This is a genomic window from Maritimibacter sp., assembly GCF_016774595.1.
In the GTDB taxonomy this organism is placed as follows: Bacteria; Pseudomonadota; Alphaproteobacteria; order Rhodobacterales; family Rhodobacteraceae; genus Maritimibacter; species Maritimibacter alkaliphilus.
Map to the genome: position 1 here is coordinate 1,189,961 of NZ_JACBWT010000002.1, position 12,079 is coordinate 1,202,039.

Sequence of the window (12,079 nt, forward strand, 5' to 3'; positions counted from 1 at the left end):
CATGTCTGACTTGCGTGACGTCGCGATGAACTCCAAAGCCTGGCCCTTCGAAGAGGCGCGCCGGCTCGCGAAACGCTATGAAAAACAGCCGCCCGAAAAGGGTTACGTGCTGTTCGAGACGGGGTACGGGCCAAGCGGTTTGCCGCATATCGGCACCTTCGGTGAGGTTGCGCGCACCACCATGATCCGCCATGCGTTCGAGGTCATCAGCGACATCCCGACGCGGCTTTTCTGCTTCTCCGACGACATGGACGGGATGCGCAAGGTGCCCGAGAACGTCCCGAACCAGGAAATGCTGCGCGAACACCTGCAACAGCCGCTGACCGTCGTGCCGGACCCGTTTGAAGAATACGAAAGCTTCGGCCACCACAACAACGCGATGCTGCGCCGGTTCCTCGATACCTTCGGGTTCGAGTACGAGTTCTATTCCGCGACCGAGTTCTACAAGTCCGGCGCCTTCGACGAGACGCTTCTGGCGGCAGCGAAGAATTACGACAAGCTCATGGAAATCATGCTGAAATCGCTCCGTGAGGAGCGTCAGCAGACCTATTCCATCTTCCTGCCGATCCACCCGGAGACGGGGCGGGTGCTTTACGTGCCGCTGAAAGAGGTGAACGCCGAGGACGGCACGATCACCTTCGACGACGAGGATGGCCGTGAATGGACGCTGCCGGTCACCGGCGGCAACGTGAAGCTTCAGTGGAAGCCCGACTTCGGCGCGCGCTGGGCCGCGCTGGGCGTCGATTTCGAGATGTACGGCAAGGACCACTCGTCCAACACGCCGATCTATGACGGCATCTGTCGTGCGCTGGGTGGCCGGGCGCCGGAGCATTTCACCTATGAGCTGTTCCTCGACGACAAGGGCGAGAAGATCTCCAAGTCCAAGGGCAACGGGTTGTCGATCGACGAATGGCTGACCTATGCCTCGACCGAGAGCCTGTCGTATTTCATGTACCAGAAGCCCAAGACCGCGAAGCGCATGTTCTTCGACGTGATCCCGCGCGCGATGGACGAATATCACCAGCAGTTGCAGGCCTATCCGACCCAGACGCCCGAGCAGCAGCTTGCGAACCCGGTCTACCACATCCATTCCGGCAACGTGCCGGAGAGCAAGATGGTGGTGAACTATTCGATGCTCCTGAACCTCGCCTCTGTGGCCTCGGCCCACGACAAATCGGTTCTCTGGGGCTTCATCCGGAACTACGCGCCGGACGCTACGCCGGAGACGCACCCGGACCTCGACGCCGCTGCGGGTTACGCGATCAAGTATTACGAGGATTTCGTGGCCCCCACCAAATCCTATCGCCTGCCGACCGATCTTGAGCGCGAGGCGCTCACCGATCTGCGCGACCGTCTGGCGGCGTGGGAGGGCGGCAACGATGCGGAAGGGCTTCAGGGCGAAGTCTTCGCCTGTGGCCGCGAACGCTTCGACCCGATGCGCGACTGGTTCAAGGCGCTGTATCAGGTGCTGCTGGGGGCCGATCAAGGCCCGCGCTTCGGCTCGTTCATCGCGCTCTACGGGGTCGATGAAACCATTGCGCTGATCGACAAGGCACTGGCGGGCGATCTCGTCGGTTGATCTTTCGTCCCGGTCCGGGTCCGGGACGACCCATGCGGGGGCGCTGCCCCGTCGCCACTGCCGCGCGGGCCAATGGCGCGACAGGGGCGACCCCCAATGTGATTTCAGACCACAGAAAACACGGGGTCACAGGGCGTTCGGGCGGTCACACGATCCACAACCGGATGACCCACGCGACCGCGCCGATGGCCGCCACGCTCATTCCGTAGATCGCGACGAACCACAGAAGCTGTTTGCCTTTCCGGTGTTTGGTGTCAGGCGCGTCCCGCATCAATGATACCCGGTGTCCACGTCGATTTTCCCCCGGAACACGTAATAGGCATAGGCCGTGTAGCCCAGAATGACCGGGATCAGCACACCCGCGCCGACCAGCATGAAGATCTGGCTCGCGCGTGGGGCCGCGGCCTCGTAAATCGTGATCTCGGTCGGGATGATGTAGGGATACATCGTCAGGCCAAGGCCGATGAAACTGACCACAAACAGACCGAGCGCCGACAGGAACGGCCAGTGGTCGTGGCGGTGTACATGCAGCGCGCGGAACAGGAACCACGCCAGCGCTAGCACCACGGCGGCGACCGCGACGGCCCAGAGCACATGCCAGCCTTCGAACCAGCGGGCGAAATAGCCGTCCTGCAACATCGGCGACCAGATCGACACCGAGCCGATGAAGATCACCGTCGCGATGCCGAGGTGCCATGCGCGTGTCCGCATCCGCTCCTGCAACGGGCCGGAGGTCTTCATCACCAGCCACGTGGCCCCCAGCAGCATGTAACCGACGACCACGGCGATGCCGACGAAGATCGAGAAGGGCGAGAGCCAGTCCCACCAGCCGCCCGCATAGGCGCGCTGCGCCTCGTTCACCTCGACGCCTTGCAGGAGCGCGCCGAGCGCGACCCCCTGCGCGAACGCGGCGAGGGTCGATCCGGCGATGAAGGCGTAATCCCACAGCCATCGGCCGGTCTTGGCCTTCCAACGAAACTCGAACGCGACGCCCCGGAACACGAGGGCCAGAAGCATGGCGATGAGCGGCGCGTAAAGCGCGGGCAGGGCGATGGAATAGGCCAGCGGAAAGGCCGCGAACAGCCCGCCGCCGCCCAGCACCAGCCAGGTTTCGTTGCCATCCCACACCGGCGCGACCGAATTCATCATCACGTCCCGGTCGTCGCGTTCCCGCTCCGCTGCGAACAGGATGCCGATGCCCAGATCGAACCCGTCGAGCACCACGTAGACCAGCACGGCGAAGGCGATAATGAAGGCCCAGATCGTCGTCAGGTCGAAGGAAATGTCGGATACGATGGGCATGTCACTCTCCTGCCTTCGGGTCTTCGGGCGCGGGGGTGATGCCCGCCGCGCGGGTGGGGCCGTCCACGGTGGTCTTGTAAGACGGCTCGTGATCGGCGGGCGGGCGCGACATCAGCCGCAGGATATAAAAGGTGCCGGCGCCGAAAACGGTGAAATAGATCACGATGAAGGCGACGAGCGAGGCACCGACGGCGGGCGCATCAAGCGGCGCGGCGCTGTCGACCGTGCGCAAGAGACCGTAGACGGTATAGGGTTGGCGCCCGACTTCGGTCGTGATCCAACCCGCCAGCACGGCGATCAGCCCGGACGGGGCCATGAGCACGGCGGCCCGATGCAGCCATGGCATCGTGAACAGCCCGCCACGCCAACGCGCCCAGAGCGACCACAGCCCGATCCCCAGCATCGCGAAGCCGAGCGCCACCATGATGCGGAACGACCAGAAAACGATCCCCACCGGGGGTTGTTCGTCGTCGGGAATGGTGTCCAGCCCGTCGAGCGGCGCGTTCAGGTCGTGCTTGAGGATCAGCGACGACAGTTTGGGAATGCCGATGGCATAATCCAGCCGCTGTTCTTCGTCGTTCGGGATGCCGAAAAGGTAGAGCGGTGCGCCCTCGGGATGGCTTTCATAGTGCCCCTCCATCGCCATGACCTTGGCGGGCTGATGCTCCAACGTGTTCAACCCGTGCATGTCGCCGAGGAAGATCTGGATCGGCGCGACGATGGCCGCCATCCACATCGCCATGGAAAACATCTGCTTGGTCGCCGCGCTCGTCTTCTCGCCCCTGCGGCGGCGGCGCAGAAGGTGCCACGCGCCGACCCCGCCGACGATGAACGCGGTGGTCAGATAGGCCGCCGTCACCGTATGGGCGAGGCGATAGGGGAAGGACGGGTTGAAGATGATCTGCCAGAAATCCTCAGGCACGAATTGCTGCGTCTCGGGGTCGATGGAGAAGCCCGCGGGCGTGTGCATCCACGAGTTCACCGACAGAATCCAGAACGCCGACAGGAACGTGCCGAACGCGACCATGGCGGTCGCGGCCATGTGCAGCCCCGGTCCCACGCGATCGCGCCCGAACAGCATGATGCCGAGGAAACCCGCCTCGAGGAAAAAGGCCGACAGCACCTCATAGGCCATCGGCGCGCCAATGACGGGGCCGGCCTTGTCGGAAAACACGCTCCAGTTGGTTCCGAACTGGTAGGACATGACGATGCCGGAGACGACGCCCATGGCAAAGGCCAGCGCGAAGATTTTCACCCAGTAGCGAAACAGGTCGAGGTATTTCCGGTTCTTCGTCCAAAGCCACGCCGCGTTCAGAACCGCGAGGAACGAGGCAAGACCGATGGTGAAGGCCGGAAACAGGAAGTGGAACGACACCGTGAAGGCGAACTGGATACGGGCCAGCAGGACGGCGTCGAATGAACCAAGCATGAGATGCTCCCCTGATCGCGGCGCACGCGGATGGGCGCCTGTAAACCTTTATCTGCTGCAAAAGTTAGTGCGGCACAAAAAATCTTCGACTGGACAATTCGTCGCCACCCATCACGTCCTTGTAATCACAACGGAAACCGGCGGCTTCGGTTCCCGGACCCCTTGTATGCTTGCAGAAAAGGCGGTCGGCGATGAAACCATTGACGCGCCGTCAACGTATGTTGGGTATCAGGGAGTACATCAGATGAAACAGATTCTACTCGTCCTCGCGATGACTCTGGCCACGATCCTTCCCCACGCCACGACGGCCGAGGAGACGGATGAAGGCGCCATTCAGGGTGTGATCGCGAGTCAACTCGATGCCTTTCGCGCCGAGGATGTCGATACCGCGTGGTCCTATGCCTCGCCCATGATCCAGCGGATGTTCCGCACCCCCAAACTGTTCGGACATATGGTCGAAACCGGCTACCCGATGGTCTGGAAGCAGACCTCGACCGAATTTCTGGAACTGCGCGATATCAACGGGTCGATGTGGCAGAAGGTGCTCGTACGCGACGGTTCCGGCACCTATCACGTGCTCGACTACAAGATGTTCGCAACCGACAAGGGCTGGCTGATCGACGGCGTGCAGCTCATCCGCGAAGCGGGCGTCGGCGTCTGAAAGGTCAAAAAAAAGTGTTAACAAAAGGTTAACACGAGACCGCCGAACCCCCATTTTCGCCTGAGGAGGCGATTATGGGTGAACTGGAACTGGCCGCAATTCTATGTAGCCTGATCCTTGGCGGCGAAGCCGAGGTCCGTCATCCTTACAGTGCGGCCTACGACCTGCACTATGTCGTGGTGGACTGCGAAACCGACACGACAGTCTACGAGGTCGGACTGGACAAACGATCCTCCACCGACAGCCTGCATCAGGCCTTGTTCGCGGCGCACCTGACCGGAAAGGCGCCCGGCGTCGTAATGATCGACACCAACGGGCGCGAAGACCAGTACGAATATCAGGTCCGCATGGTGGCCGAAGCGGCCGGGGTCGCGTATCTCGTCTACAACAAGGATTTCCTCCTGCGCTGGCAGATGACCGACTACCTCAGAAACTACCCGGACCCGCGGGCGAGCGGGGAAGATGTGAGCCTGATGCTCCTTGACTGACACCGGCTACGAACCGCTCGACACCCCCAAACCCGTCGCGGATGGGGCTTGGATCGTCGACGGCCCCGCGATCCGCTTCTACGGCATGCCGTTCTCAACCCGCGCGACCATCCTGCGGCTGGCCAATGGCGATCTGTGGGTGCATTCCCCGACCCGCCTCTCCGAGGATCTCGCCGCGCAGGTCGTGGCGTTGGGGCCGGTCCGGCACCTCGTCGCGCCGAACTGGATTCACTATGCCTATGTCGGCGACTGGAAGGCCCGGTTCCCCAAGGCCCGAACATGGGCGGCACCAGGCGTCGCGGACCGCGCGCGCAAGCATGGCGCCTACGCCGATTACGATCACCTCCTGACCCGGACGCCGCCCCCGGACTGGGCCGGCGAGATCGACCAGATGATCGTGCGCGGCAGCAGCGTGCACCGTGAAGCGGTCTTTTTCCACCGCGCCTCCCGCACGCTGATCCTTACCGACCTGATCGAAAACTTCGAGCCTGCGAAACTCCCGTGGTGGTTCCGCCTGATCGTCCCGCTCGCGGGCGTGGCCGACCCGGACGGCAAGATGCCCCGCGACATGCGCGCGACCTTCCGGGGCCACCACGACCAGCTTCGCACGGACGTGGAAACCATGATCGGCTGGGGCCCCGAACGGGTCATCTTGGCCCACGGTCGATGGTATGACCGCGACGGCACCTCGGAACTGAAACGCGCCTTCCGGTTCGTCCTGCCCTGACACGGCCGCTTCTCTGTTTCAGAAAACCTCAGGGGGGAGGGCGTCTTTGCCTGCAAAGGCGCCCTCTCGGGGGGGACTGGTCCCCCCGCCGCGCCGACCTGCCAGCGGCAGGGCGGTGCAAGACCTGTGCGTGGGGCTTGCCCCACGCGCCGCTGGGCACCCTCCGGGCCGGGGCAGCGCACGGTGCCCTCAGCGGCATTTAACGCCTGACCGATACCCCTTGGCCAACTGCTGCGCCACGCGGAAAGGGATATCCATGAGCACCACCTTCGACCTGATGCCGTCGCCCTTCGTCGACGGGCTGGACCAATGGTCCAGCGAAAACGGAACCTCGGGCTCCGCGACATACAACGGGGCGGCGAACGCAGCCTTCGTGCCGTCGGATCAGGATTTCGGGGGCTGTCTCGAACTGCTCAAGACCGAGAGCACGCAGAAACTGCGCTGGACCGGGCAAACGCCGATCCTGCCGGGCACCTATCTGCGCGTCACAGCCAAGGTGAAGGCGATGAGCGGGACGTTCCCCTCGGTGCGCGTCGCGGGCTACGCGATGGACGGGTCCGACACCCACGTCGCCGGGCTGGACGAAACCGCGCCCTCGGTCGCGCTCGACACCTATGGCGAGGTGGTGACGGTTACCGGCATCGTCGCCGCCGGCAACCGCGACGGGGTCGACATGATATGGGGCGCGGCCCCCGAATACGGACATTTCGGGATCGACCTCATCGGGCCCTCGGGCGGCATCGTGCGGGTGGACGACATTGAGATCGAGGATGTGACCGGCACGTTCCTGCGCGACATCCTCGACGTGGTGGACGTGCGCGACTACGGCGCGGTGGGCAACGGCTCGACCGACGACCGTGCGGCCTTCGCTGCTGCCGATGCGGACGCGGACGGGCGCACCGTCGTGGTCCCGGATGGGAATTATCACATCGGATCGTCCCTCACGATCCAGAACAAGGTGCGCTTCGACGGCACGGTGAACATGCCCGCAAGCGCGCATCTGGCGCTCCTGCGGAATTTCGATCTGGAAACCTACATCGACGCTTTCGGGGACGAGGTGACGGGGTTCAAGAAGGGCTTTCAGGCGCTCATGAACTACTCCGACCACGACGGGTTCGACCTTGCGGGCCGCACCATCAACGTCTGGGGCCCGATCGACATGCAGGACGCGCTGAACACGTCCGACACCTTCCTGATCCGCCGCGTCATCCGCAACGGCCAGTTCTACGCGCAGGACGATCCGGCGTGGGACCCGGACGTGACGACCTCGCAGGGCAGTTACAACCCGAACAACCCTCTCATGCTCACCGGGCTGACGAACGCCAGCCAGATCCAGCCGGGCAGCCAGATCACCGGCAACGGGGTGGGGCGCGAGGTCTATGTGAAATCGGTGAACGTGGGGGCGGCGAGCTGCGAGATCAGCCAACCCCTCTACGGCCCCAACTCGACCCAGACCTACACCTTCACCCGCTACAAATACATCCTCGACTTCATGGGGTTCGAGAACCTGCGCCGCCTGACCTTTTCCGAGGTCGAGTTCCAGATGAACGGCTACTGCAACGGGGTCATGCTGTCGAAGGAAGGCGAGAACATCCAGTTCAAGGACTGCTTCTTCATCAAGCCCGAGCACAAGGGGATCACCTCGGCGGGCCGCGCCTGTCAAGACCTTCACCTCGAACAGTGCCAGTGGATTTCGAACGAGCAGAGCCTCGAGGCCGACCAGCGCGTGAGCGTCGGCTTCAACGTGAACGCCAACGACACGAAGATCCGCGATTGCCGGTTCCAGCGCATGGGCTTGTCCGCCATCATCAACGGCACCGGCCATATGGTCACCGGCAACCACTTCTTCCAGGGCGACGATTTCTCGAACGCGCCACGGGTGGCGGGGCTGATCTTCACGCGCGAGGCCTGCGTGGCCACGGTCACGGGCAACTACATCGACAACTGTTCGATCGAATGGACGAACGAGCACGACTCCAAGCCCGACTTCTCGAACGAATACGGGTTCGGCGGGCTGACGATCACCGGCAATATCTTCTACTGCTCCAACGCCATTTCCAGCTTCCGCTTCCTGCGCGTGAAGCCCTATGGCATCGACCACTTCCTGTCCGGCCTTCAGGTGAACGAGAACACCTTCTACTGCGCGACCGGCACCATCGAACGGGTCGAAGAATGGGACACCACTCATGCCGGCCCCGACTACTGGCGGTTCCGCAACATCACCTTCGAGCGTAACAACTTCAACGGCATCACCCAGCGCACGATCAGCCCGGTCTGTCTGGAGTTCAACCAGACGTCGAACGCGACGACATGGACGCTGGACCCTTCCGACTACCTGCCGTTCGGGGGTAATGCCCGCACGGTGAGCGCGGTGGTGACCGAGGGCGAGATCAAGAATTCCTCCAACGCGCGGGTAGACTCAATGCCCTACGTCAACGTGAACGCGGGGTCGCAGAACAAGTACGTCCAGCTTGTCTGGCCGCAGGCCTGTCGGGGCACCGTCCACACCACGATCCGGGTCGATAAACCGCTTTAAGATCGCACGTTTCGCACGTCTTCGCGCCCCGGCCTCTCGCCGGGGCGTTTTCTTGACCCCGATCAAGGCGCAAAGACCTTTCTCCGGTTACAATCGGCACATATTGGACAGGAGAGACTTATGACGCGCGAGACGACCGCCGCCAATGGCGCCGCGACCCCCGAGACGGGCGAGATCGCCCATTTCCCCACGGTGACCGCCGACCTCATCCGTCAGACCTTCGAGAACGGGGAATACCCTTACGAGGGCAAGCTGGACCGCAAGGACTACGAGGCGCAGAAGGCGCAGCTTCAGGCCGAGCTTCTCAAGGTCCAGAAATGGGCGGGCGAGACGGGGCAGAAATTCGTGCTCCTGTTCGAAGGGCGCGATGCGGCGGGCAAGGGCGGCACGATCAAGCGGTTCATGGAGCATCTCAATCCCCGCGAGGCGCGGGTGGTCGCGCTGAACAAACCCTCCGACCGGGAACGCGGCCAGTGGTTCTTTCAACGCTATGTCGAACATCTGCCGACGGCGGGCGAAATGGTGTTCTACGACCGCTCTTGGTACAACCGCGCGGGCGTCGAGCGCGTGATGGGGTTCTGCACGCCCAACGAATACCTCGAATTCATGCGGCAGGTGCCGGAGCTGGAACGAATGCTCGTACGCTCCGGCATCCGGCTTTATAAATACTGGTATTCCGTCACGCAGGAAGAACAGGCCCGCCGCTTCAAGGCGCGCGAGACCGATCCTCTGAAACGCTGGAAGCTGTCGCCGGTCGACAAGGCGTCGCTCTCCAAGTGGGACGACTATACCGAGGCGAAAGAGGCGATGTTCTTCTACACCGATACGGCGGATGCGCCGTGGACCATCGTGAAATCGAACGACAAGAAACGTGCGCGGCTTGAGGCGATGCGCCATTTCCTGTCGACGCTCGACTACCCCGACAAGAACCGCCACATCGCCGTGCCGCCCGACCCCCTGATCGTCGGCCACGCAAGTCAGGTGATCCACGGCGCCGATCACATTCTGGGGGCGAGCCTGCATCCCGACCATCGCCGCGTGGCCAAGCCTGCCGAGCAATAGGCCGTCCGGCATGGACCCGGTGGGACCGTCCCGCTAACCTCGCCCGGACAAGGCGGCAGGGGGCGTGAGCATGTATTCCAGCAAGGTGGCGGTCGTGACCGGCGGTGGCGCGGGGCTGGGGCGTGAGCTTGCGCTGGGCCTCGCCGCGCGGGGCGCACGCGTCGCGGTCTGCGACCTGAACGGCGACTGGGCCGACGAGACCGCCGGGATGGTGCGCGCGTCCGGGGGTGATGCCCTGTCCGAAGCCGTCGACGTGGGCGACAGTGCGGCGATGGGTGCCTTCGCCGGGCGGGTCGCCGGGCATTTCGGCGCGGTCCACCAGCTTTACAACAACGCGGGCATCGCGATCGAAGGCAAACCGATCACCCGGCTTGCGGATGACGAGATCGAAAAGGTCCTGCGCGTGAACGTCTGGGGGGCCTTCAACGGCACCCGCGCCTTCCTGCCGCTTCTGAAAGACAGCGGCGATGGTCTTCTGTGCAATATCGCAAGCCTGAACGGGATGCTCGCCCTTGGCGGCGCCGCGCCCTATTGCGCGTCCAAATCCGCGGTCATCGGCCTGACCGAATCCGTACGGATCGAGATGTTGCAGGCGCGCGCGCCGGTTTCGGTGGCGCTCGTCCTGCCGGGCGGCATCGCCACCGACATCGCCCGCAGACTTCCGCCGGACTGGGACGACCTGACGCCGGAACGACAGGCGCAGATCAAAGCGCAGATCGACGAGAATTACCGCAAATACCTCAAGATGCCGCCGGAGGTCGCGGCGCGGGACATCCTGAAGAAACTCGCGCGGGGGCGGCGGCGGATCACCGTGACGCCCAAGGCCTACTGGCTCGACCTGCTGGTGCGCGCGATCCCGGCGCACTATCCGAAACTCGTCGCGGGGGCGATGCGCGGCTGACCCCGGCGAAGGCCCGCCGAGCGGTTTCGCGTGGCCTCAGCCTCTCCTTGGCCGAAAGGCGCGTTCGGGCTATGGTTTCGCAAAACGAAACCCGAAAAATGACGGGGGCAGGCATGACCGATTTCCATATGACCCGGCGCACGGCGCTCCTAGGCCTGACAGCGATGGGCGCGCTGACTGCTTGCGGCGCGGCGCCGCGCGGCCGCTCGGTCGCCAGCGCGTCCAGCAGCAGCGCAAGCGCGATGCCGATCCAGCAGAACGCAGGCTTCGACGACTGGGTGGTGAGCTTCAAGAACCAGGCCGAAGGGCGCGGCATCTCGCGCTCGGTGCTCGACACCGCGTTCCGGGGCGCGGGCTACATCCCCGGCGTGATCGAACGCGACCGGAACCAGACCGAATTCACCCGAACGCTCGAAGATTACCTCGCCATCGCGGCGAGCGACGAACGCGTGTCGAACGGGCGCGCGAATTACCGCAGCTTCGCCTCGACGCTGAATTCCGTCGAAAGCACCTACGGGGTCGAAGGCAAGGTCGTCGCGGCGGTCTGGGGGATGGAATCGAGCTACGGCACCCGCCGGGGCGACACACCTATCGTGAGCGCCATGGCGACCCTGTCCTACGCCGGGCGGCGGCAGGAGTTCTTCACCCAGCAGCTTTACGCCGTCCTCAAGATCCTCGCGAACGGCGACACGACCCCGGACCGTATGGTCGGCTCGTGGGCGGGCGCGATGGGACATACGCAGTTCATGCCGACCTCGTATCTCAGCTACGCGGTCGACCACACCGGGGACGGGCGGCGCGACATCTGGTCCGATGATCCGACCGACGCATTGGCCTCGGCGGCCAACTACCTCAAACGTCACGGCTGGCAAAAGGGCCAGCCCTGGGGCGTCGAGGTGCGCCTGCCGCAAGGCTTCGACCGCGCGCAGGCGGGCTTTTCCAACAGCCGCAACGTCGATTCCTGGAACGCCATGGGCGTGCGCGACATGAACGGGAACGCGGTCGGAAATTACGGCGCGGCGCGGGTGATCGAACCTGCGGGCGGCGGCGGTCCGGCCTTCATGGTCTTCAAGAACTTCGACGTCATCAAGCGCTACAACAATGCGACCTCCTATGCGATCGGGGTCGGCCATCTGGGCGACCGGATCGCGGGCGGCGGCCCGATCCGGGGCAGCTTCGGCCCCGATCCCCAAGGCCTGACGCTCGACGACCGCAAGGACATTCAGCGCCGCCTCACGGCCAAGGGGTTCGACACGGACGGCACCGACGGCGTGATCGGCGCGAAATCCGAAGCGGCGATCCGCGCCTTCGAGGCCGCGAACGGCATGCCTTCGACGGGGCAGGCGACCAAGGCGCTTCTCGTCAAACTCGGCGGGCGCCCGCGCGCCTGACGC

The 12,079-nt window shown here is 64.1% G+C and carries 11 protein-coding genes; 8 read left to right on the plus strand and 3 right to left on the minus strand.

Annotation, left to right across the window (positions count from 1 at the left end):
- The first annotated feature begins 1 nt into the window (after position 1).
- On the plus strand, positions 2 to 1,579 hold the full coding sequence (locus HOY44_RS16945; RefSeq protein WP_287436321.1) for a lysine--tRNA ligase: 1,578 nt from the start codon (positions 2 to 4) through the stop codon (positions 1,577 to 1,579).
- A gap of 145 nt (positions 1,580 to 1,724) precedes the next feature.
- Here HOY44_RS16945 and HOY44_RS16950 read toward each other — a convergent pair whose 3' ends face one another.
- The 3 genes from HOY44_RS16950 to HOY44_RS16960 are packed head-to-tail and all read right to left on the minus strand — an operon-like array spanning position 1,725 to position 4,310.
- A complete protein-coding gene (locus HOY44_RS16950) occupies positions 1,725 to 1,850 on the minus strand; it encodes a DUF2474 family protein (RefSeq protein WP_138424147.1) in 126 nt (41 codons plus the stop codon).
- Positions 1,850 to 2,881 (minus strand): cytochrome d ubiquinol oxidase subunit II, encoded by a 1,032-nt coding sequence (cydB, locus tag HOY44_RS16955; protein ID WP_008329698.1) that lies wholly within the window; start codon positions 2,879 to 2,881, stop codon positions 1,850 to 1,852. The genes HOY44_RS16950 and cydB overlap by 1 nt, the downstream gene beginning before the upstream one ends.
- Before the next feature lies 1 nt (position 2,882).
- Complete coding sequence (locus HOY44_RS16960; protein WP_008329700.1) at positions 2,883 to 4,310, minus strand: cytochrome ubiquinol oxidase subunit I; 1,428 nt, start codon at positions 4,308 to 4,310, stop codon at positions 2,883 to 2,885.
- A gap of 244 nt (positions 4,311 to 4,554) precedes the next feature.
- On the opposite strand from HOY44_RS16960, the gene HOY44_RS16965 reads away from it, so the two are divergent.
- From HOY44_RS16965 to HOY44_RS16995, 7 genes are all read left to right on the plus strand, one after another.
- Entirely contained in the window at positions 4,555 to 4,971 is a 417-nt protein-coding gene (locus HOY44_RS16965; protein WP_008329702.1) for a DUF4864 domain-containing protein, read from the plus strand.
- 74 nt (positions 4,972 to 5,045) lie between these two features.
- A complete protein-coding gene (locus HOY44_RS16970; RefSeq protein WP_287436325.1) occupies positions 5,046 to 5,459 on the plus strand; it encodes a hypothetical protein in 414 nt (137 codons plus the stop codon).
- Complete coding sequence (locus tag HOY44_RS16975) at positions 5,452 to 6,186, plus strand: DUF4336 domain-containing protein (protein WP_287436327.1); 735 nt, start codon at positions 5,452 to 5,454, stop codon at positions 6,184 to 6,186. The genes HOY44_RS16970 and HOY44_RS16975 overlap by 8 nt, the downstream gene beginning before the upstream one ends.
- Positions 6,187 to 6,442: 256 nt before the next feature.
- Positions 6,443 to 8,722, plus strand: coding sequence for a glycosyl hydrolase family 28-related protein (locus HOY44_RS16980; protein WP_287436329.1), 2,280 nt, complete (start codon positions 6,443 to 6,445; stop codon positions 8,720 to 8,722).
- A gap of 120 nt (positions 8,723 to 8,842) precedes the next feature.
- Positions 8,843 to 9,784 (plus strand): polyphosphate kinase 2, encoded by a 942-nt coding sequence (gene ppk2 / locus HOY44_RS16985; RefSeq protein ID WP_287436331.1) that lies wholly within the window; start codon positions 8,843 to 8,845, stop codon positions 9,782 to 9,784.
- Between the two features lie 70 nt (positions 9,785 to 9,854).
- The gene (locus tag HOY44_RS16990) at positions 9,855 to 10,685 is read left to right on the plus strand and encodes an SDR family NAD(P)-dependent oxidoreductase (RefSeq protein WP_287436333.1); all 831 of its coding nucleotides are present in this window, start codon (positions 9,855 to 9,857) and stop codon (positions 10,683 to 10,685) included.
- A gap of 113 nt (positions 10,686 to 10,798) precedes the next feature.
- Positions 10,799 to 12,076 carry a lytic murein transglycosylase gene (locus HOY44_RS16995; RefSeq protein WP_287436335.1) on the plus strand — a complete coding sequence of 426 codons (1,278 nt, stop codon included), beginning with the start codon at positions 10,799 to 10,801 and terminating at the stop codon, positions 12,074 to 12,076.
- Positions 12,077 to 12,079 lie beyond the last annotated feature (3 nt).